18 protein-coding genes and 1 pseudogene are annotated in these 20056 nt (G+C 72.2%); 7 read left to right on the plus strand and 12 right to left on the minus strand.

What is annotated here, in order from left to right; genetic code table 11:
* Positions 1-41: 41 nt before the first annotated feature.
* Positions 42-750 (minus strand): annotated as a pseudogene (gene infC / locus ACN20J_RS11035) (translation initiation factor IF-3).
* A gap of 409 nt (positions 751-1159) precedes the next feature.
* On the opposite strand from infC, the gene ACN20J_RS11040 reads away from it, so the two are divergent.
* Positions 1160-1516 (plus strand): DUF1844 domain-containing protein, encoded by a 357-nt coding sequence (locus ACN20J_RS11040; RefSeq protein WP_361891638.1) that lies wholly within the window; start codon positions 1160-1162, stop codon positions 1514-1516.
* Positions 1517-1572: 56 nt separating this feature from the next.
* On the opposite strand, the gene ACN20J_RS11045 is transcribed toward ACN20J_RS11040, so the two are convergent.
* A complete protein-coding gene (locus ACN20J_RS11045) occupies positions 1573-2304 on the minus strand; it encodes an SseB family protein (protein WP_189839967.1) in 732 nt (243 codons plus the stop codon).
* A 193-nt stretch (positions 2305-2497) separates the two neighbouring features.
* On the opposite strand from ACN20J_RS11045, the gene ACN20J_RS11050 reads away from it, so the two are divergent.
* Positions 2498-3508 carry a hypothetical protein gene (locus ACN20J_RS11050; protein ID WP_419665801.1) on the plus strand — a complete coding sequence of 337 codons (1011 nt, stop codon included), beginning with the start codon at positions 2498-2500 and terminating at the stop codon, positions 3506-3508.
* A 48-nt stretch (positions 3509-3556) separates the two neighbouring features.
* On the opposite strand, the gene mycP is transcribed toward ACN20J_RS11050, so the two are convergent.
* The gene (mycP, locus tag ACN20J_RS11055) at positions 3557-4735 is read right to left on the minus strand and encodes a type VII secretion-associated serine protease mycosin (protein ID WP_361909301.1); all 1179 of its coding nucleotides are present in this window, start codon (positions 4733-4735) and stop codon (positions 3557-3559) included.
* Positions 4732-5757, minus strand: coding sequence for a hypothetical protein (locus ACN20J_RS11060; RefSeq protein WP_419665802.1), 1026 nt, complete (start codon positions 5755-5757; stop codon positions 4732-4734). The genes mycP and ACN20J_RS11060 overlap by 4 nt, the downstream gene beginning before the upstream one ends.
* On the opposite strand from ACN20J_RS11060, the gene ACN20J_RS11065 reads away from it, so the two are divergent.
* Positions 5756-6559, plus strand: a complete 804-nt coding sequence (locus ACN20J_RS11065; RefSeq protein WP_419665803.1) for a hypothetical protein — start codon at positions 5756-5758, stop codon at positions 6557-6559. The two genes, ACN20J_RS11060 and ACN20J_RS11065, sit on opposite strands and share 2 nt — an antisense overlap.
* A 1139-nt stretch (positions 6560-7698) precedes the next feature.
* A complete protein-coding gene (locus tag ACN20J_RS11070) occupies positions 7699-8901 on the plus strand; it encodes an amino acid deaminase/aldolase (RefSeq protein ID WP_189839970.1) in 1203 nt (400 codons plus the stop codon).
* Positions 8902-8941: 40 nt separating this feature from the next.
* Here the strand turns inward: ACN20J_RS11070 and ACN20J_RS11075 are convergent, their stop codons facing one another.
* The 4 genes from ACN20J_RS11075 to ACN20J_RS11090 form a co-directional block, all read right to left on the minus strand.
* The gene (locus tag ACN20J_RS11075) at positions 8942-9907 is read right to left on the minus strand and encodes a DUF2510 domain-containing protein (RefSeq protein ID WP_189840224.1); all 966 of its coding nucleotides are present in this window, start codon (positions 9905-9907) and stop codon (positions 8942-8944) included.
* Positions 9908-9968: 61 nt separating this feature from the next.
* Complete coding sequence (locus ACN20J_RS11080; RefSeq protein WP_419665804.1) at positions 9969-10760, minus strand: 3-oxoacyl-ACP reductase; 792 nt, start codon at positions 10758-10760, stop codon at positions 9969-9971.
* Positions 10757-12145: an aldehyde dehydrogenase family protein gene (locus ACN20J_RS11085; RefSeq protein WP_361909289.1), complete on the minus strand. Its 1389-nt coding sequence runs from the start codon at positions 12143-12145 to the stop codon at positions 10757-10759. The genes ACN20J_RS11080 and ACN20J_RS11085 overlap by 4 nt, the downstream gene beginning before the upstream one ends.
* Before the next feature lie 8 nt (positions 12146-12153).
* Positions 12154-13518, minus strand: a complete 1365-nt coding sequence (locus ACN20J_RS11090) for a glutamine synthetase family protein (RefSeq protein WP_189839973.1) — start codon at positions 13516-13518, stop codon at positions 12154-12156.
* 77 nt (positions 13519-13595) lie between these two features.
* Between ACN20J_RS11090 and ACN20J_RS11095 the strand changes: the two genes are divergently transcribed.
* Together ACN20J_RS11095 and ACN20J_RS11100 are read left to right on the plus strand one after the other, a co-directional pair.
* A complete protein-coding gene (locus tag ACN20J_RS11095) occupies positions 13596-14330 on the plus strand; it encodes a FadR/GntR family transcriptional regulator (protein WP_189839974.1) in 735 nt (244 codons plus the stop codon).
* Between the two features lie 111 nt (positions 14331-14441).
* The gene (locus ACN20J_RS11100) at positions 14442-15122 is read left to right on the plus strand and encodes a gamma-glutamyl-gamma-aminobutyrate hydrolase family protein (protein WP_419665805.1); all 681 of its coding nucleotides are present in this window, start codon (positions 14442-14444) and stop codon (positions 15120-15122) included.
* On the opposite strand, the gene ACN20J_RS11105 is transcribed toward ACN20J_RS11100, so the two are convergent.
* A complete protein-coding gene (locus ACN20J_RS11105; protein ID WP_419665806.1) occupies positions 15091-16077 on the minus strand; it encodes a phosphotransferase family protein in 987 nt (328 codons plus the stop codon). The genes ACN20J_RS11100 and ACN20J_RS11105 overlap by 32 nt on opposite strands.
* Before the next feature lie 174 nt (positions 16078-16251).
* Positions 16252-17202, minus strand: coding sequence for a LysR family transcriptional regulator (locus tag ACN20J_RS11110; RefSeq protein WP_055613903.1), 951 nt, complete (start codon positions 17200-17202; stop codon positions 16252-16254).
* Between the two features lie 211 nt (positions 17203-17413).
* On the opposite strand from ACN20J_RS11110, the gene ACN20J_RS11115 reads away from it, so the two are divergent.
* On the plus strand, positions 17414-18475 hold the full coding sequence (locus ACN20J_RS11115) for a TDT family transporter (protein WP_419668867.1): 1062 nt from the start codon (positions 17414-17416) through the stop codon (positions 18473-18475).
* On the opposite strand, the gene ACN20J_RS11120 is transcribed toward ACN20J_RS11115, so the two are convergent.
* Both ACN20J_RS11120 and ACN20J_RS11125 read right to left on the minus strand, forming a co-directional pair.
* Complete coding sequence (locus ACN20J_RS11120; RefSeq protein WP_419665807.1) at positions 18402-19121, minus strand: helical backbone metal receptor; 720 nt, start codon at positions 19119-19121, stop codon at positions 18402-18404. The genes ACN20J_RS11115 and ACN20J_RS11120 overlap by 74 nt on opposite strands.
* 73 nt (positions 19122-19194) lie before the next feature.
* Positions 19195-19761, minus strand: a complete 567-nt coding sequence (locus tag ACN20J_RS11125) for a helix-turn-helix domain-containing protein (protein WP_055613934.1) — start codon at positions 19759-19761, stop codon at positions 19195-19197.
* Positions 19762-20056: the final 295 nt, after the last annotated feature.

Genomic DNA, 20056 nt, shown 5'->3' on the forward strand with positions numbered 1-20056 from the left:
GGACTCGCGTCCGGGAACCCCCTTGGACTCTCGCCCCGGGATCAGGCCTCGGCGGAAGCCTCGGCCGGAGCCTCGGCGGTCTCCGTGTCGGCGTCGGCGACCTCCCCGTCGGGGATGTCGTCACCCGTGTGGTTCTGCGACTTGCCCGGGTTGGCCTTCGCCTCCGCCTTGCGTGCCGCCTGAGCCTCACGGGCCTCGGCCATAGCCTCGGTCTTCTTCTTGTGCGGACCGAGAACCATGATCATGTTTCGGCCGTCCTGCTTCGGGTTGGACTCGACGAACCCGAGGTCCTCGACGTCCGAAGCGAGACGCTGCAGCAGTCGGTAGCCGAGCTCCGGCCTGGACTGCTCGCGACCACGGAACATGATCGTGATCTTGACCTTGTCGCCCTGCTTGAGGAACCGGACGACGTGACCCTTTTTGGTGTCGTAGTCGTGCGGGTCGATCTTCGGCCGGAGCTTCATTTCCTTGATGACCGTGTGCGCCTGGTTCTTGCGCGCCTCACGGGCCTTCATGGCCGACTCGTACTTGAACTTCCCGTAGTCCATGAGCTTGCAGACCGGGGGACGCGCGCTCGCAGCCACCTCGACCAGGTCGAGGTCGTACTCCTGCGCAAGCTCCAGGGCTTTGGCAAGCGGAACAATCCCGACCTGCTCGCCGCTGGGACCGACAAGTCGCACTTCGGGAACGCGAATCCGGTCGTTGATGCGGGGCTCGGTGCTGATGGATCCTCCTCGGATAGCACCACACGGACTGTCTGGCAAACAGCTCGCATACGTCTCTTTGACTGGACCAACCGCCGCGGCATGAAAAATGCCCCGGACAGGACACAGGCGGTGGCTCCAAGAATGACCGGAGCACCGCCGCGGTGACCCACGGGGCGCATATCCAGCGACTCCATCGTCCGTACGGAACGATGGTGGCCGCCTGACCGGGTGACCCGCCGTCCCGGAGGACAGTCGGGTGGGAGATCGGAGCCTCCACTTGCGGGCCGGGCACAGGAGTGACCGGCCGGTCGTTACACAAGGTTAGCAGCTCCCCCCGGGTGGTGCGAATCGGCCTGCATGCACTGTTCTCCGGCTGTTCCGCGGAGGGAGGCGGAGGGGGGAACAGTGCTCCCGCGGACGGGGGCCGACGGGCCGGGGCCTATCGTGTGGGCATGAGTGAGACCCCTCCTGAGAACCCCGACTTCGACGCCATGACCCGCGACATCGCGGAGGTCCCCGCGGTCGAGGTCCTTGTGACGGTCGCCGTCAACCTGATGAGCGCCGCCGCCGTGAAGCTCGGTCTGACCGAGGAGGGCGACAAGTACAAGGACCTCGACGAGGCACGCAAGCTGGTGCACGCGCTGGCCGGGCTGCTCGACGCGAGCGCGACCGAGATCAGCTCCTTCCACGCGGCCCCGCTGCGCGACGGCCTGAAGTCGCTGCAGCTGGCGTTCCGCGAGGCGTCACTCGTCCCGGACGAGCCGGGCCAGGGCCCGGGCGAGAAGTACACGGGCCCGGTCTTCGGCTGACCCGCCCGTCACCACCCTTTTCCGACGTACGCCCAGCTGTCCGTGGCGTACGTCCGTCACTGGCGTACGTACAGGGGCTCGCCCGGTGGCGTCGCCTCGGCCGGCAGGATTGCCAGGTCGAGGCCGCGTACCAGGCGGGCCCTCAGCGTTTCGTCCGCGGCGAGGCGGCGGGCGACGGCCTGGGCGGTCTCGGCCGGGGCCGCGGACGGGTCCAGTACGAGGGCGAGGGTGCCGTCGGCCCGGCCGGGGCCGAGATGGGCGCGGAGCACCAGCGGCTCGTCGGCGACCGCGGCACGTACCGCTTCGACCACCGCCGGATCGGCCAGCGGGTCCGTCGTGGTGCGCCCTTCGGCGAGCGCGAGCAGGGCCGGGCCCGTGAGCTCGTACGGGACGGGGCCCGCCAGGTCCAGGACGACGGTGTCGGCCTTCTCGTGGGCGGCGGCCTGGAGAGCCTGGTGCAGGGGTACGGCGACGGGGCGGGCCTCGGGGTCCCAGCGGGCCAGCGACTCGGTGGACGTGAAGGCGGGCAGGGCCGTCCTGTTGCCGGCCTTGAGGGTGGGGACGGCCATGTCGCTGGTCTTCTCGCGGCGCAGCCCGTTCTCGTCCTCCTCGACCTCACCGAGCACGGCGACGACCGGGACGAGGAGCCGGGCCCCCTTGAGCGCGGCGAGGACGGGGCCGTGCGCCGACCGGTCCTCGGCCCAGGCCGTGAGCGCCTCGCTCAGCCGGGGGTCGGCGGAGCCGTCGTCGTCGGAGAAGCCGGGGTCGGGGATGTTCTTGTTCGCCACGGGCACCGAGCCTATCGGTGGGCGGGGATGATCCCTCCGGTGGGGAACGTCGGCCCGTCCGGTGGGCCGATCGTGCGGTTTGCGACGCTCGGTAACCCGTCGTTCACGGGGTTCACGGGTTTCTCAGGGATCGCTGACACGCTTCTAACATCCGTCTAACCGGGCGCACAGTGCCGGGGCCCACGATCGCGGCATGTTCCCCCACCGGGCTCGTCTGTGCAGTGGCCGTCCGTCCCGACGCAGGTCTCTCCTGTACGCCTCGGTCGCCTCCGTCGTGCTCGTGGGCGCCACGTCCTCGGGAACCCTGTACGTGAAGGCGCAGGCGCACGATGGCGAGGGGCTCGTATCGTCCTCGGTGTCCCGCGGGGCGGAGGCTTCGTCGGGTGCGACCACGGCGATGGAGGCGACGGTGGAATCTTCGGCGGTGCCCACGGCGGCGGCCAGTTCCAGGACCAGGCCCAGTCCCGCGGTGGACCGGGACGCGCTGCTCGCCGAGGCGGTGAAGGCCGTGGCCGTCGAGGACGGGGCGGCGGTGTCGGTGGCGGTGCTGGAGGTGTCGTCCGGTGAGAGCGCGGTGTACGGGGACGGGGCGTTCGACACCGCGAGCATCGTGAAGGTCGACATTCTGGCCTCGTTGCTGTTGCGGGCGCAGGACGCGGAGCGGGGGCTCACCGCTCAGGAGAAGACGTACGCCGCCGCGATGATCCGGAACAGTGACAACGCGTCGGCGACCGCCCTGTGGACGGCGATCGGGCAGGCGCAGGGGTTGCGGGCCGCGAACGAGCGGTTCGGGCTGCGGGACACCGAGGGTGGGGACGGGGCGTTGTGGGGGCTCACGCAGACCACGGCCGCCGATCAACTCACCTTGTTGCGGCAGGTGTTCGGGGAGAAGTCGGAGCTGAGTGAGGGTTCCCGGGCGTATCTGGCCGGGCTCATGGGGGAGATCGCCGTGGGGCAGGACTGGGGGGTGTCTGCGGCCGCGTCCGGCACGGGGGCCTCTGAATTCGCCCTGAAGAACGGGTGGTTGCCGCGGAGTGCGACCGGGTTGTGGGACATCAACAGCATGGGGCGGGTGAGTGTGGGCGGTCGGGAGTATCTGGTGGCTGTCCTGTCCGACGGCAACTCGTCGAAGGAGAAGGGGGTTTCGGTGGTGGAGGCCGTGGCGAAGGCGGCGGTGGCTTGTTTTGGCGCTGAGGGGGACTGACGCTTCCGCGAGGTCCGGTGGGGATGTGCGGGTCCGTGGGGCTTGGCCCTAAAGGGACTTGGTCGGTTTTCTGCTGCCCCGCCAGAGGATGACGGCCACCACCAGGAGGACGCCGCCGGTGCTGCCGGCCAGGGGGCCGACCCAGGCCGAGGTGGGCCTGTCCTCCTTGGCGGTGTCGGGGCCCTTGCCGAAGTACTTGTTGTTGTGGGCCGCCGCTTTCAGGCCCTCGGGCTTCAGGTCGGCGCCTTCCTTGATGGCTGCCGCGGGGTCCACGAAGCCGAAGCCCCGGGAGTCGTCGCGACCGCCGGTGGGGGCATCGCGGGCCGTGTCCTCCAGGAGCTGCTTGATCTGGGCCGGGGACAGGCCCGGGTGGGCCGCCTTGATGAGGGCGACCGCGCCGGAGACGAAGGCGGACGCGGCGCTCGTGCCCCAGCCCTCGTAGTACTTCCGGTCCGGGTCGGCGATGACGACGTCGACGCCGGGCGCGCTGACCGTGGCGTACCAGCGGCGGGTGGAGAACGAGGCGCGGGTTCCGTAGCGGTCGACGGCCGTCGCGGCGATGACGCCCGGGTAGGCCGCCGGGTACGAGATGTGGTCGCCCTTCTCGCCGCCGTTTCCGGCCGAGGCGACGACGACGGCGCCCTTCTTCAGGGCGTACTGGACGGCGGCGTCCTCGGAGGCCTCGGGGTGGGCGGACTTGGAGTCGTCGCCGAGGGAGAGGTTGATGACGTCGGCGTCGTGGTCGGCGGCCCAGCGGATGCCTTCGGCGAGGGCGTTGCCGCGGGTGTTGCGCGCCTTGCCGCGGGCGGAGTCGCCGTCTTCGAGGATCACGCGGACGGGGAGGATCTTCGCCTCGGGGGCGATGCCCATGACTCCGTCGGAGTCGCCCACGCCATGTCCGTGGCCGGCGATGATGCCGGCCATCGCGGTGCCGTGGCGGGCCCAGGGGCGGTCGCCGCGGCCGGCACCGAAGCCGACCATGTCCTTGCCGGTGAGGACGTTGCCCTCGAGGTCCGGGTGTTCGTCGTCGACGCCCGTGTCGAGGACGGCGACGGTGATGCCCTTGCCCTTCGTCGTCTGCCACGCCTCCTGCGTGTGCATCGCGTCCAGGGCCCACTGCTTGGCGCGGATGCCGTCGGCGTGAGCGGCGGTGGCGGGCAGGAGGGCGATGGCGGCGGCCATGAGGCCGACCACGAGTCCCCTCCCGGGCAGGGCCCTGCGGGTCATGACGGCTTCTCCGTGGCCGAGTTGACGGTTTTCCGGAGGCTTCGCTCGATGCGGTCGGCGAGGCCCTGTGCGTCGTGGCCCAGGCCGCCCTGGGCGGCGGGCGTGGTGGCGTCGGCGTTCATCGCGTCCTCGGCGGGCTGCGGTTCGGTGAAGGTACGGCCGTCGGCGAAGCCGGAGACGGCGTAGACGACGACCGGGGCGTCGGTCAGGACCGACACGGTCCAGGACGCGCGCTGGGCGTCGCCGAACCCGGCGGCGAGGGTGCCCTGTGCCGCGTACGGGCGGGGCATGAGGTCGCGCCGCCGGTCGAGGCCCTGGGCGTTGAACCGGGCGCGCAGGGTGCCCATGGCCGCGGAGTCCGCCTTCGTGAACAGTAGGCCGACCGTGGTGACATGGCTGCGGGTGGCGTCCGTGTAGGTCGCGCGCAGGAGGCGCAGACAGCCCGCGGGGGCGAGGGCCTTGCGCAGGAGCGGGTCGAAGGCGTCCTTGCAGCCGCTGTCCGGGGCCACGGCGATACGGGTCCACGCGCGGTCGGCGCCGCCCGGGCCCGCGCCCTGGCCGTCGACGGTGGGCGGGAAGAGTTCGTCCACGGGGATGCTGTGCCAGAGGGCCCCGGCCGCCGTGAACGCGTCCGGTGTTCCGGCCCCGCCCTCGCTGTCACCGCTCAGCCAACTCCCCGTCACCGCACCGCCGATGAGCCCGAGCCCCAGCACGACGCAGGTCACCACGGCCGCGAGACGGGGACGCGGGCGTCCGCCTCCCGTGTGCGGCCGGACGGTGTCGTTGTCGAACGTGTCGGGGGCCGCGAGGGACACGAAGGGGCGGTGGGCCGGGTCCGGGGCTTCGGCGACGTGCGGGGTGGGGTCCGTGAAGGACTCCGCCGAGCTGGACAGGTGAATGTCTGGGCGGCGCGGGGTGCTGGGTGCCGCGGGCGGCTCGGCCGGAACGGGCCGGAGCCTGGTGGTCGTCTCCGACGGGGTCTCCCAGGGCGCACCGGTGCGCCGCGCGGAGGGATGGAACATGCCCGGCCTCGGCGGCACGGGCGGCCTGGCCGGGCGTTCCGGGGCGCTCGGCCCGGAGGGAGCGGCTCGGCGTTCGGCGGCGCCCGGTCCGCTCGGCGGCGCGAGCCGGGGCTCGGCGGCACCCGGCCCGGACGGTGGCACGGCTCGGCGCTCGGCGGCACCCGGTCGGCTCGGCGACGCGCCCCGGGGCTCGGCAGCACCCGGCCCGGACGGCGGCGCGACCCGGCGCTCGGGTGTGCCCGGCCCGGACAGCGGCGCGGCTCGGCGTTCGGCGGCCCCCGGTCCGCTCGGCGACGCGACCCGGGGCTCAGCAGCACCGGGCCCACTCGGCGGCGCAACCCGAGGCTCAGCGGCGCCCGGCCCCGACAGCGGCGCGACTCGGCGTTCAGCGGCACCCGGTCCGCTCGGCGACGCAACGCGGCGCTCGGCAGCACCGGGCCCACTCGGCGGCGCGACCCGAGGCTCGGTGGCGCTCGGCCGGGGCGCCGGGGACTCCGGCCTCGGTGGGGCGAAGGGGCGCAGAGGCAGACCGGGGGCGGGCCGCTGCTCCGGCGGTGTGCCGTTGGCCGTCCTCGGCTCGGTGGCGGGACGCGGCGGGGCGGACCTGCCCTCGCCGTTCGTCATCGAGTTGCGGGGCTCGGCAGCGGGCCGCGACGGACCGTCGGTCGCCCGAGGGTTCGGGCCGGCGGCTCCCGCCCCTCCCGGCGCGTTCGCGGGACGCGGTGGGACCCCGGCCGCGCCCTCGGCGTTCCTCCTCGGAGCCTGCGGATCCCCCGCCGGACGCTGCGGAAAGCCCGTCTGACCCGTACGCCCCGCGGTCGCCCCGGACCCGGTCGCCGGGCGCGGCGGAGCACCGGCCCGCTCGGCACGCCCTGTACCCATCCCGGATTCCGTCGCCGGACGCGGCGGAACGCCCGTCCGCTCGGCACGCCCCGCGCCCGTCCCTGACCCGGTCGCCGGACGCCGTGGCACATCGGCCTGGTCGGTGGGCCTTGGGGCCGCCCCGGGTTCACGCGCCGGACGTGGCGGAACGCCTGTCGGTTCGGCACGCCTCGGAGTCGCCCCGGGGGCGCCGGCCGAACGCGGCGGGCGAGCCGCGTTCTCCGGACTCGTCGGGCCCGTCGAGGTGGTGCGTGGGCCGGTCGCCGGACGCTGCGGGACGGACGGCGTCCCTGTCCGTTCCACGCGTGGCAGGGCACCCGTGTCGGGCGGCGGGGTGTCCGGGAAGCGTGCCGAAGCGGGCGGCGGCGGGGGTGTCTCCGGTTCGTGTCGCCGGTCGCCGGCGGGACGGAGGTTGGGGAAGCGGGACGACGCGGCCGAGGACGTACCTCGGGGTCCGGTCCCGTCCGAAGCGTGCGGCCGGTGCGGTGCGCCCGGGGCGCCGGAGCCCGGGCGCACCGCACCGCCGGGCCTCAGCGGCACGTCCGTGGGGGTGCGCCTCGGCGGCGGATCCATGTCGTCGGCGTCGGTTGCTCCGGGCCACCGTGGAACACCCACGGTTCCGGGCTCGTGCGGCGCACGCCCCGACCTCGCAGGGCTGAAGGCGTCGTGCCAGGGCCGGCGGTCCGGGCTCCCGGGCGCCTCGGCGTCGGCACGGCCCGAGGGCGTACCCGAGTTGCCCGTGTCTCCCGTATCCCCAGACCCCTCGGACTGCTCGGACTGGTCTCGTCCGCCCTGTCCGCTCTCCGCCGAGGGCTGCTCGGGGGGCGTCGAGGGGCGAGGAGGAATGGAGGCGCGGCGCGCTTCCGTGCTCATGCACCCCCCGTTTCCTCGGCCCCGGCGACCGGCCCGCCGAAGGATCCCCTCCGGACCCGTTCCCAGCTTGCGTGCGCGTCACTCTACGGGTTGACGCTGTGCGAGTGGGAACCAGTCGGCAGGCCCGGGGCATCTGCCCGGAACGTCCCCCTACCCTGCGGTAATCAGGTCTGGCAGGCTTCGCCCATGACTGCCCGCGCCGCAGACCGGGCCCGTTACGACCGGGCCACCGCTCACCTAGACGCTCCCGTCGCCATCGTGGACTTGGAGGCCTTCGACGCCAACGCGGAGGATCTCGTCCGGAGGGCGGCAGGCAAGCCCGTACGCGTCGCGAGCAAGTCCGTACGCTGCCGTGCGCTGCTCGAACGCGTGCTGGCCCGGGACGGCTTCGCCGGGATCATGTCGTTCACGCTCGCCGAGTCGCTGTGGCTGGCGCGCTCCGGTTTCGAGGACGTACTGCTCGCGTATCCGTCCGCGGACCGCAAGGCGTACGCGGAGCTCGCCGCCGATCCGAAGCTCGCGGGCGCCGTGACCGTCATGGTCGACGACCCGGCGCAGCTGAAACTGATCGACGACTCCCGGGACGGCGGACGCGAAGAGGTGCGTGTGTGCCTGGAGTTGGACACCGCGCTGAAGATGTTCGGCGGTCGGGTCCGGGTCGGCGCCCGCCGTTCGCCGCTGCACTCCCCAGCCCAGGTCGCAGAGATGGCTCGTACGATCGCCCGTCGGCCCGGTTTCCGGCTTGTCGGGATCATGGCCTACGAGGGGCACATCGCGGGGGTCGGCGACTCCGTGCAGGGGCGGCCGCTGCGGTCGGGTGCGATCCGGCTGATGCAGGCCACGGCCCGTAAGGAATTGGCGCAGCGCCGCGCGGACGTCGTGCGGGCGGTCCGGGCCGTCGTGCCTGACCTGGAGTTCGTCAACGGCGGTGGCACGGGCAGCGTCCAGCACACCGCGGCCGAGGACTCGGTGACCGAGATCGCGGCCGGGTCCGGGCTGTACCAGCCGCGGCTCTTCGACAACTACACGTCGTTCAGCGGGCGTCCGGCCGCGCTCTTCGCGCAGCCCGTCGTGCGCAGGCCGGGGGTGGGCGTGGTGACCGTCCTCGGCGGCGGCTACCCGGCGTCGGGTGCCGCGGGTCCCGACCGGTCGCCCGTGCCGTACCTGCCCGAGGGGCTGCGGTACGACGCCCAGGAGGGGGCCGGCGAGGTGCAGACTCCGCTGCTCGGCTCGCCCGCGGACGATCTGCTGATCGGCGACAAGGTGTGGTTCCGGCACGCGAAGGCCGGTGAGCTGTGCGAGCGGTTCGACGTGCTGCAACTCGTGGAGGGCGACGCGGTGACGGCGACGGTCCCGACCTATCGCGGAGAGGGCCACACGTTCCTCTAGCCGACAGCCGATTCCGGCCTGTCGCGCAGGCCGGAGTCGGTCACTCGGTGGGGCCGATGCTGCTGCCCACCCCGCCGCCCGTGCCCTCGTCGCCAACCGGCCGGATCCCCTTGGTGATCCGGTCCATGTCGGCGAGGGGCGGCCCCTCCTCGCCCGCGTCGAAGGCGTACCGCACCATCACCATCGACTCCGAGCCGACGCTGGACGGGAACGCCATCGACTGGACGTAACCTCCGGGCCCCGCCTCCGTCTTGACGCGCCAGCGCACGAAGTACCCGGTGCGGCCGGCGACCGCCACCGACCCCTGCTCGACCACCTCGTGGGAGGTGATGCCGTGGAAGGGGCGCTGGTTGACCTTGTTGCGGTCATAGGCGCGGTCGGCCGCCTCGGATATGTCGTCCTTGGCGAGGGTCTCGGGGGACTTCTCGTCGTTCGAGGTGACCGTGCGCGAGATGACCGTGCCGTGGCGGCAGAGGCCGTCGTCGCCGGGGCAGTCGTACGTCCCGGACGTGGTCATCATGATGTCGGTCTCGGTGACGCTCTGGGGTCTGGCCCAGCCGTCGAGGAGCGGCAGGGTGATGCCGTTGAGCTCGTCCACGACGACGGAGGGGTCGTCGGCGGACGGTTCGGAACTGGACTCCGAGGGCGAGGGCGAGGGGTCGGCGCTCGTGGGCGCGGACGACGTGGGCGTCGGCGCGGTCTGCGTCTGCGGGTCGCCGTCGTCCCCTCTCAGGACGACGGCGCCCGTGACGATCGCGGCGACCAGCACGACCGCCGCGCCGGTGAGGGCAATCGCCTTCGCGCGTCCGGAGCCGCGGGAGGTGCCGGAGCCGCCGGTCCCGAGCGGAACCGTCGGCGTCGAAGGCGTGAACTGCGGCTGCGTGTACGGCTGTTGGGGCGTCGTCGCCTCGGGTGAGCGCCGGTGTTCGGTCCAGGCGGTCCCGTCCCACCAGCGCTCCACGTGCGGGGCGGAGGGGTCCCGGTACCACCCGGGCGGGGGCGTCATGCTCATCCCGGCACTCTAGGCGCCACCCGCCCACCGGCACACGGCCGCCTCCTCCGGAGGCCTAGAGCGGGGTCACGTATGCGCCAGAGATGCCGCCGTCCACGAGGAAGTCCGTGGCGTTGACGAACGAGGAGTCGTCGCTGGCGAGGAACGCGACCGCCGCGGCGATCTCCTCGGCCCGTGCGAACCGCCCGACCGGGATGTGTACGAGGCGGCGCGCGGCCCGCTCCGGATCCGTGGCGAACAGTTCCTGGAGGAGAGGCGTGTCGACCGGCCCGGGGCACAGCGCGTTCACGCGGATGCCCTCCCGGGCGAACTGCACGCCCAGTTCGCGGGACATGGCGAGAACTCCGCCCTTGGAGGCCGTGTACGAGATCTGCGAGGTCGCGGCGCCCATCCGGGCCACGAAGGACGCGGTGTTGATGATCGATCCCTTGCCCTGCTGCCGCATGTAGGGGATCGCGGCCTTGCAGCACAGGTACACCGACGTGAGGTTGACCTCCTGGACGCGCTTCCAGGCATCCAGGCCCGTCTCCAGGATCGAGTCGTCGTCGGGCGGCGAGATGCCCGCGTTGTTGAAGGCGATGTCGACGGACCCGTACGTGTCGAACGCGGTCCTGAAGAGCGCCTCGACCTGCTCGGGGTCGGTGACGTCGACCTTCACGAAGATGCCGCCGATCTCCTCGGCGGCCGCCTTGCCGCGGGTCTCGTCGACGTCGCCGCAGACGACGTGGGCGCCCTCGGAGGCGAGCCGGCGGGCGGTGGCTAGGCCGATGCCGCTGCCGGCCCCGGTGATGACGGCGGTGCGGCCGACCAGGCGGCGGCAGATGATGTCGTCGGTCGATGCGCTCACTGTGCGGGGCCCTCCGTGCTGATGAAGACGTTCTTGGTTTCGGTGAAGGCGGCGAGGGCGTCCGGGCCGAGTTCGCGGCCGATGCCCGACTGCTTGAAGCCGCCGAAGGGGGTCCAGTAGCGGACGCTGGAGTGGGAGTTGACGGACAGGTTCCCGGCGCGGACGGCGCTCGACACGCGCAGGGCGCGGCCCACGTCCCGGGTCCAGATGGAGCCGGCCAGGCCGTACTCGGTGGCGTTGGCGAGGCGGATCGCGTCGGCCTCGTCCTCGAAGGGGAGGACCACGGCGACCGGCCCGAAGACCTCCTCGACGGCCACGCGCGCGTGGGCCTCGATTCCGGTCAGGACGGTGGGCGGGAACCAGAAGCCGGGGCCTTCGGGGGCGGTGCCCCGGATTCCGGCCGCACTGCCGGTGGCCTCGCTGACGTACGAACGTACGCGCTCCAGCTGGGACTTGGAGATCAGCGGGCCCATGGCGGTCTTGTCGTCGGCCGGGTCGCCGACGACGACGGACTCGATCGCCGGGGCGAGGAGTTCGAGGAAGCGGTCGTAGGCGGACCGCTGGACGAGGATGCGGGTGCGGGCGCAGCAGTCCTGGCCGGAGTTGTCGAGGAAGGACATGGGGGTGGCTGCCGCGGCGGCCTCGATGTCGGCGTCGGCGAAGACGATGTTGGGACTCTTGCCGCCGAGTTCGAGGGTGACGCGCTTGAGAAGCGCCGAGCCCTTCGCCAACACCTGTTTGCCCACGGCCGTTGACCCCGTGAAGACGATCTTCGCGACGCCGGGGTGCTCGACCAGTGCGTTGCCGGTGATCGCGCCCGCTCCCGGGAGCACCTGGAAGAGATGCTCGGGCAGGCCCGCCTCCAGGGCGAGTTCGGCCAGTCGCAGAGCCGTCAGCGGGGTCGTCTCGGCGGGCTTGAGGATGACCGCGTTGCCCGCCGCGAGCGCCGGAGCCGTACCCCATGCCGCGATGGGCATCGGGAAGTTCCAGGGGGCGATGATTCCGACGACGCCCAGCGGTTCGAGGATCGTGATGTCGAGACCGCCCGGCACCGGGATCTGGCGCCCGGTGAGCCGCTCCACTCCCCCGGCTGCGTAGTCGAGCAGATCACGGACATTGCCCGCTTCCCAGCGGGCGTTGCCGACGACGTGCCCGGCCTCGCGGACCTCCAACTGTGCGAGTTCTTCGAGATGTTCATCGACAACGACGGCGAACCGGCGCAACAGCCGGGCGCGCTCACCGGGAGCCAGGGCGGCCCATCGGACCTGCGCCTTTTCCGCCCGTACGACCGCGGCGTCGACGTCCTCGGGGGTGGCGCCCGGGACGGTGGCGATGACCTCCTCCGTCGCCGGGTTGAGAACTACCAGTTCGTGCAGGTGCGACAACTTCGGCCTCACAGACGTTCGAAGGAGCGGCGGAGCTCCCAGTCGGTCACCGCGGCGTCGAAGGCGTCCAGTTCGACGCGCGCCATGTTGCGGTAGTGCGCGACCACCTCGTCACCGAAGGCGGCCTTGGCGATCGCGCTGTTCTCCCAGATCTCGGCGGCCTCGTGCAGCGTGGTGGGCACGTGCTCGTACCCCGAGGTGTACGCGTTCCCGGTGCACGCCTCCGGCAGCTCAAGCTTCTGCTCGATGCCGTACAGCCCGGCCGCGACGAGCCCCGCGACGGCGAGATACGGATTGACGTCACCGCCCGGGAGCCGGTTCTCGAACCGCATCGAGCGGCCGTGCCCGACGACCCGCAGCGCGCACGTCCGGTTGTCGTACCCCCAGGCCACGGCCGTCGGCGCGAACGACCCGGGCTGGAACCGCTTGTACGAGTTGATGTTGGGCGCGTAGAGCAGCGAGAAGTCCCGGAGCGCGGCGAGCTGTCCGGCGAGGAAGTACCGCATGACCTGCGACATCCCGCCCGCGCCGTCGCCCGCCATGGCATTCGTGCCGTCGGCGTCGGCGAGCGAGAGGTGGATGTGACAGGAGTTGCCCTCGCGCTCGTTGTACTTGGCCATGAAGGTGAGCGAGACGCCTTCCTGGGAGGCGATCTCCTTGGCCCCGGTCTTGTAGATGGCGTGCTGGTCGCAGGTGACCACGGCCTCGTCGTACTTGAAGGCGATCTCGTGCTGACCGGGATTGCACTCGCCCTTGGCGGACTCGACGATCAGCCCGGCGGCACCCATCTCGTTGCGGATCCTGCGCAGCAGGGGCTCGATCCGCCCGGTCCCGAGCACCGAGTAGTCGATGTTGTACTGATTGGCGGGCGTGAGCCCCCGGTAGTTCGCGTCCCAGGCCTGCTCGTACGTGTCCTTGAAGACGATGAACTCCAGCTCGGTCCCCACCTGCGCGGTGAACCCGTGCTCGGCGAGCCGCTCCAGCTGGCGCCGGAGGATCTGGCGGGGTGCGGCCACGACCGGCGAGCCGTTGTCCCAGGCGAGGTCGGCGACGAGCATCGCCGTACCCGCGTTCCACGGCACACGACGCAACGTACTCAGATCCGGATGCATGGCGAAGTCGCCGTAGCCACGCTCCCAGGACGACATCTCGTACCCGTCGACGGTGTTCATCTCGGTGTCGACGGCGAGGAGGTAGTTGCAGCCCTCCGTACCGTGGTGCAGGACCTCGTCGAGGAAGAAACGCGCGGCGAACCGCTTGCCCTGGAGCCGCCCCTGCATGTCCGGGAAGGCCAGGACGACCGTGTCGATCTCCCCGCTCGCGACGAGGGTGTGCAGCTCCTCGACACTGAGGGGTGGTGTGCGGTCTGCCACGGGAAATGCCTCCTTCGGTCAGCCGAGAGCCATAAGGTATTGCCGAGAACCATTGCTTGGGAAGGGGGCACGGCCAGATGCCGCAGCCGGATCCACACGAACTGAACGACCGGTTGACGCCGGTCCTGCGCCCGGTGCGCGCGGGCAACGGCTTCGAGGAGGCCCTGGAGCAGATCCTCCAGGTCGTCCGGCTCGGCCTGGTCCCCGGGGGCGAACGGCTGCCCGCCGAACGGGAGTTGGCGGACCGGCTCGGGATCAGCCGGGTGACGCTGCGCGAGGTCCTGAAGGTCCTCCAGGACCAGGGCCTGGTCGAGTCGAGACGCGGCCGCTACGGCGGTACGTTCGTCCTCCCCCGAACCGCCGCCCCCGGCGAGGCGGAGCTGCGCCGCCGGATCGACGAGGTCGACATAGAGGACGTCCTGCGCTTCCGCGAGGTCCTGGAGGTGGGCGCGGCGGGCCTCTGCGCCACCCACGGCCTGTCCCCCGCCCAGTCGGCTCGCCTGCGCGAGGCCCTGGCCCGTACCCAGGACGCCCCCCTGTCGGACTACCGCCGCCTGGACACCCTCCTGCACCTCACCCTCGCCGAGCTGTGCGGTTCACCGACGCTCACCGCCCAGTACGCGGCGGTACGCGCCACCGTGAACGACCTGCTCGACTGCATCCCCCTCCTGGTCCGGAACCTGGAGCACTCACAGCGCCAGCACGAGGCGCTGGTCGAGGCGGTGCTGGACGGGGACGCGGACGGAGCCCGCGAGATGATGCGCGAACACTGCGCGGGCACGGCGGCACTCCTGCGCGGCTTCCTGGCATAGGACCGTGCGTGGGGCGGTCACCCACATGATCCGATCCAGTCACCCCTGTAAAGGTATGGGGTCGGTCTATTAGCCTCCTCCCGAGGGGCACGAGAAACAGGGAGCGTGGGGATGGCAGGCAGACCGCTCATCGGAGTCAGCACATACATGGAGACCGCACGCTGGGGCGTCTGGGAACTGGAGGCGGCACTGCTGCCGGCCGGCTACCCGCGCCTGGTCCAGTCCGCGGGCGGCCTGCCCGCGATGCTGCCGCCGGACGAACCCGCCCGCGCGGCCGAGACCGTGGCCCGGCTGGACGGCCTGGTGATCGCGGGCGGCCCCGATGTGGACCCGTCCCGCTACGGCGCCGCCCGCGACCCGCGCTGCGGCCCCGAGGCCCGCGCCCGCGACACCTGGGAACTCGCCCTGATCGACGCCGCGTTGACCTCCGGCACACCCCTCCTCGGAATCTGCCGCGGAATGCAACTCCTGAACGTCGCCCTCGGCGGAACCCTCGTCCAGCACCTCGACGGTCATGTCGAGGCAGTAGGAGTCTTCGGCCGACACACGGTGAAGCCGGTCCCGGGCTCGCTCTACGCCGAGCTGATCCCCGAGGAGACGTCCGTACCGACCTACCACCACCAGGCGGTGGACCACCTGGGCACAGGCCTCGCCCCCTCCGCCCACGCGGCAGACGGCACGGTCGAGGCGATCGAACTCCCCGACCCCGGTTGGGTGTTGGGCGTCCAGTGGCATCCCGAGATGGGCGAGGACACCCGAGTCATGGGAGGCCTGATCCGGGCCGCTTCCTGAGCCATTCGAGGGCTGCGTCGCCCTGGGCCCGCTGGAACGCGCGGAGTGTGGGCAGGCCGGGCGGCGCGGGCCGCCGCGACTGTCGGACGAAGTATCCCGCCAGCGCGGCCAAGGTGGCCGTCACCCCGGCCGGGTCCGCTCTCCTCCCCAACGGGTGCTCGGTGAACAGCACTTCGGGATCAGGGCCGCCCTGTGCGCGGACGCACGGCAGCATCACCAGGAGGTCGAACCAGGGGGCGGCCAGCTGGGCGTGCGGCCAGTCGACGAAAAGCACACGATGCGGTGCGTTCTCCGGGGTCGTGAGAAGGATGTTGTCGGCGCGGAGGTCGCCGTGGGCGAGGGTGTCGCCCGAGGCGAACTCGGCCCAGGGCGCGGCGAGTTCGGCGAGCGCGGGAAGATTCCGTACGGTCCAGGGGTCGAGGCCCTCGCCCCTGTCTCCGGCCCCGTGCCCCGAAGCCAACATCTTCTGCCAGCCCCGGAAGGCCCCCGCGAGGGACTCTCCGACCGGCGGGACGTCCACGGGGGACGGCGTGAGCGTGCGGCTGAGCTCCCCCACAGCATCGAGAACGCGCGCCAACTCCCCCTCGTCCCAAGGCACATGCGGCTGCCGCCCGTCGATGTCCTCGAAGACGAGCGCCACCCAGTTCCCGTCGTCGTGCATTCCGAGAAGCCTCGGTGCGGGGGTCTCGGCCGGCAGGGCGGCGGCGTTCCTCGCTTCGCGTCGGTGCATGTTCGGGCTGTCCGGGTTCGCCTCGGAACTGACGGCCTTCACGAATCCCCGTCGGCCGTCCGCGGTCCTCACCCGCACGGCCGGTCCCGGCGAGAATCCACCGGTCTGCGTGACCGCTTCCACGACAGGGGCGCCGAGCAGGTCCGCGACGGCTTGCCTCACCGACTCGGGGACCGCTCCCCACGGGATGCGGACGCCTGTCGCCGACGGTGTGCTCATCGTCATGCCCAGCATCGTCCGTCGGCAGCGCGCCCCGCCGCCACCACATTTCCCACCGCGGGTGCCACGGGGGCGCTGCCCGGGTGGGGTGGGGCGCCTCGGGTGGGGTGCCATGTGCGGGTGGGTGTGGGGCCGGTCGCGCCCCCGCGGCGGAGCCGCACATGTCGCAGCCCCGCGCCCCTACGACCGCGTCAGCGTCAACAAGTCCCGCGCCGGTCCCGTAGGCCGATGCCCCACAGGCCAGACAGCCCGCAGATCCCGGCTCAGCCGAACCCCCTCCACCGGAATCTCGACGAGCCGCCGAGCGGACAGTTCCTCTCCGAGCGCCAGCTCGCTGAGCACCGCCGGTCCCGCCCCCGAAGCCGCGGACGCCTTCACCGCCGTCGTGGACGAGAGCTCGATCAGAGGGCGGGCCAGTCCACCGAGGGCCGCGTCCAGGACCTGCCGTGTCCCCGACCCCTCCTCCCGCAGGATCAACGGCGCCCCCGCCAACTCCCCCGCGTCGAGCGCCCGTCGCCTCCGCGCCCACGCGTGCCCGGGGGCGGTCACCACGATCAGCCGGTCGTGGGCGATCACCACGGAGTCCAGCCCGCTCGGCACGGACACGCCCTCCACGAAGCCGAGGTCCGCCTCGCCGGAGAGCACGCGCTCGGCGACCACCGTCGAGTTCCCGGCGATCAGGGAGACCGCGGTGTCCGGCCGCTGTGCGCGCAGCGCGAGCAGCCACCCGGGCAGCAGGTACTCGGCGATCGTCATGCTCGCCGCGACCCGCAGCCGGGAGTCCCGCCGGTCCCGCAAGGCCTGTGCCCCCGCGTCGAAGGCCTCCGCGGCCTCCACCACCCGCCGGGCCCAGTCCGTCACCAGTGCCCCCGCGTCGGTGAGCCGCGATCCGGTGGGCGAGCGGTCGACCAGGGCGACCCCCAGCTGCCGTTCCATGGACCGGATGCGGCTGCTGGCGGCCGGCTGCGTGATCCCGACCTCCCGGGCGGCCCGCCCCAGACTCCCGAGCCGCGCCACGGCGAGCAGCAGCTCCAGCGCGCCCAGATCGGGGACCCGGTGCGACAGCCCGCCCACCGGTATGGACGCCGTCTCGCGAACCCCCTGGTCACTCGTCCCGTCATCCCGACTCATAAGCCCACCTTATGTCCTCATAGACCGGTACTCCCTGGTGGGCCGTCCCCCACCGAGGCACGGTGGATTCATGGCCACAGCCCACCCGCTCACCGCCACCACGGACAACACCAGCCATGCCAACCCCGGCCGCCCCACAAGGGCAAACGCGGAGGCAGAGGCAAAGTCATCCCCCTTCCGCCACCTCGGCCCCAACTGGTACGCCTCGGTGATGGGCACGGCGATCGTGGCCACCGCGGGCGCGGGCCTCCCCTTCGACGTCCCGGGCCTGCGCACGTTCTGCGCGACGATCTGGGCGCTCGCCCTGGCCATGCTCATCGCCCTCCTCGCTGCCCGAGCGGTCCACTGGACGCACCACGGGGACCAGGCCCGCGCCCACCTCCTGGACCCGTCGATGGCCCCCTTCTACGGCTGCCTGTCCATGGCCCTGCTGGCCGTGGGCGGCGGAGCCCTGGTGGTCGGGCGGGACTGGATCGGCACACCGGCGGCAGTCACCCTGGACGTCGTGCTCTTCTCCACGGGCACCCTGATCGGCCTGGCGGCGGCGGTGGCCGTCCCGTACCTGATGGTCGTGCGCCACCGGGTGGACCCGTCCCAGGCCACCCCGGTGTGGCTGCTCCCGCTCGTCGCACCGATGGTCTCCGCGGCGCTCGGCCCCCTGCTCGTACCGCATCTCCCGGCCGGCCAGCCCCGCGAGACCCTGCTGCTCGCCTGCTTCGCGATGTTCGGTCTCAGCCTGCTGGCCACACTCGTGATGCTGCCGATGATCTTCGCGCGCCTCGTCACGGGCGGCCCGCTGCCGCTCGCGCTCACCCCGACCCTGTTCCTGGTCCTGGGCCCGCTGGGCCAGTCCACGACGGCCGTCGACAAGTTCGCCGTAGTAGCCCCGGGCGTGGTGCCCGCCCCGTACGACCGGGGATTCGCGATCCTTCCGGTGCTCTACGGCGTCCCGGTGATGGGCTTCGCGCTGCTGTGGCTGGCGCTGGCCGCCGCCCTGGTGCTGCGGGCCCGCCGCCGGGGCATGGTCTTCGGCATGACCTGGTGGGCGTTCACCTTCCCGGTCGGTACGTGTGTGACGGGCGCCGAGGGGCTCGCCCGGCACACCGGACTCGTCGTCTACGACGGGCTCGCGGTCGCCCTGTACGCCCTGCTCCTCGCGGCCTGGGCGGTGGCCGCCGTCCACACGGCTCGCGGCCTGGTCAGCGGACGGCTGCTCGCAGCGCCTCGCCGAGCACTCGCGGTGCCTGCACCAACGACGGCCCGTACCACGTGAGATGGCGCCCGCCGACGAGCGCGCAGGGCAGTTCCGGGAACGCCTCCGGGCCGTCGTCGCTCGTGAAGCGGTACGGCTCGTCGGGCAGCACGACCAGGTCGAGGCCGGCGGCGCGCAGTTCGTCGACCGGGATGCGCGGATAGCGTTCGGCATGGCTCGCGTACGCGTTGTCGACGCCGAGGCGCGCCAGCACGTCCCCGGCGAAGGTGTCCCGCCCGACCACCATCCAGGGCCGCCGCCAGATCGGTACGGCGGCGCGCAGGCGCCTCTCCGGGCGGGGCGGGTCCAGCCAGGCCTCCTCGGCCTCGTCCAGCCACCTCGGGCGCGTCCGCAGCCCGCAGGCGCGGACCACCCGGTCCAGTTCCCGAAAGGCCCCCGGCACGTCCCGCACCTCAGTGACGAGCACGTCGAGTCCCGCCTCCCGCAGGGCGATGAGGTCGGGCTCGCGGTTCTCCTCCTCGTTGGCGATCACCAGGTCGGGCGCGAGGGCGACGATCCGCTCGACGTCCGGGTTCTTGGTGCCCTTGACGCGTACGACGTCGAGGCCGGCCGGATGGCTGCACCAGTCCGTCGCCCCGACCAGGACGCCCGGCGCGGACTCGGCGACGGCCTCGGTGAGCGACGGGACGAGTGACACCACTCTCATGACCGAACCACTCTCATGACCGAACCACTCTCATGACCGAACCACTCTCATGGCCGAGTACTCCGGATGACGGTCATCGGCGCGGATCGTCCTCCACGGCCTCGATGTGGTCCGCGACCGCGACGATGAGCACGCGCGTCTCAGCGTCGGTCGCCCGCCACCGGTGCCGTACGCCGCCCGTCAGGTGCAGCGTGTCGCCGCGGCCCAGCCGGTACGCGCGGCCCTCCGCCTCGACCTCGACGGCGCCGTCGGCCACGTACATCAACTCGTCGTTGCGGTGCTGGAATTCGCGGCCGGCGTCGTGGTCGCCCGAGAACTCCATGGCGTGCAACTGGTGGTGACCGCGCACCAGGGGGCGCACTCGGGGCTCGTGGGTGAACTCGGAGTCGTCCGCGCGCACCACGTCGACACTGCGCGCCGGGTCGGCGGCGGCGAGGAGCTCGACACACGTGGTGTGCAGGGCGTCCGCGACCCGCTGGAGGGAACGCATGCTGGGCCGCGCCCGCTCGTTCTCGACCTGGCTCAGGAACGGCACCGACAGGCCGCTGCGCTCGGCGACGACGGCGAGGGTGAGCTCCAGTGCCCGGCGCCGCCGCCTGACGGCCGCGCCCACTCGAAGGGTCTCTTTGTTTTCGTCCATCGCTTCGGCTCCCCCCTGTGCGTCGTCGGTGCGCTGCTCGGTGCATGCGGTGCGGTCCGGTGGCGGCACGTTCGTTGTACGTACACGCCAATTTCTCGCGAGTTCCTGATGTCTTGTCTGCACCCTACGGGTGTTCGGCAAACCGTTTCATGCGCCCGTCACATCGCTGTAAACATCGCCGCACCGATCGCGTGCCCGACCGTCACGGTTCGCGCCGGTGGGAGAGCCGGCGCGGCTGCCGGGGCGCGTGGACGGTGCCGGAAAGCCGGCGTGGCCCATGCCCGGGTCGTATGCA

Origin of the sequence: Streptomyces sp. 2-1, assembly GCF_048564895.1 — a bacterium.
Classification (GTDB): Bacteria; Actinomycetota; Actinomycetes; order Streptomycetales; family Streptomycetaceae; genus Streptomyces; species Streptomyces phaeochromogenes.

What these genes read in the sequence shown, in the direction of transcription:
- ACN20J_RS11070 (WP_189839970.1), top strand. Translation starts at nt 7,699, where the DNA reads ATGACTGCCCGCGCCGCAGACCGGGCCCGTTACGACCGGGCCACCGCT.
- ACN20J_RS11050 (WP_419665801.1), top strand. Translation starts at nt 2,498, where the DNA reads ATGTTCCCCCACCGGGCTCGTCTGTGCAGTGGCCGTCCGTCCCGACGC.
- ACN20J_RS11065 (WP_419665803.1), top strand. Translation starts at nt 5,756, where the DNA reads ATGCCCGGCCTCGGCGGCACGGGCGGCCTGGCCGGGCGTTCCGGGGCG.
- ACN20J_RS11100 (WP_419665805.1), top strand. Translation starts at nt 14,442, where the DNA reads ATGGCAGGCAGACCGCTCATCGGAGTCAGCACATACATGGAGACCGCA.
- ACN20J_RS11040 (WP_361891638.1), top strand. Translation starts at nt 1,160, where the DNA reads ATGAGTGAGACCCCTCCTGAGAACCCCGACTTCGACGCCATGACCCGC.
- ACN20J_RS11125 (WP_055613934.1), bottom strand. Translation starts at nt 19,761, where the DNA reads ATGGACGAAAACAAAGAGACCCTTCGAGTGGGCGCGGCCGTCAGGCGG.
- ACN20J_RS11060 (WP_419665802.1), bottom strand. Translation starts at nt 5,757, where the DNA reads ATGTTCCATCCCTCCGCGCGGCGCACCGGTGCGCCCTGGGAGACCCCG.
- ACN20J_RS11120 (WP_419665807.1), bottom strand. Translation starts at nt 19,121, where the DNA reads ATGAGAGTGGTGTCACTCGTCCCGTCGCTCACCGAGGCCGTCGCCGAG.
- ACN20J_RS11115 (WP_419668867.1), top strand. Translation starts at nt 17,414, where the DNA reads ATGGGCACGGCGATCGTGGCCACCGCGGGCGCGGGCCTCCCCTTCGAC.
- ACN20J_RS11095 (WP_189839974.1), top strand. Translation starts at nt 13,596, where the DNA reads ATGCCGCAGCCGGATCCACACGAACTGAACGACCGGTTGACGCCGGTC.
- ACN20J_RS11075 (WP_189840224.1), bottom strand. Translation starts at nt 9,907, where the DNA reads ATGACGCCCCCGCCCGGGTGGTACCGGGACCCCTCCGCCCCGCACGTG.
- ACN20J_RS11105 (WP_419665806.1), bottom strand. Translation starts at nt 16,077, where the DNA reads ATGACGATGAGCACACCGTCGGCGACAGGCGTCCGCATCCCGTGGGGA.
- ACN20J_RS11110 (WP_055613903.1), bottom strand. Translation starts at nt 17,202, where the DNA reads ATGAGTCGGGATGACGGGACGAGTGACCAGGGGGTTCGCGAGACGGCG.
- mycP (WP_361909301.1), bottom strand. Translation starts at nt 4,735, where the DNA reads ATGACCCGCAGGGCCCTGCCCGGGAGGGGACTCGTGGTCGGCCTCATG.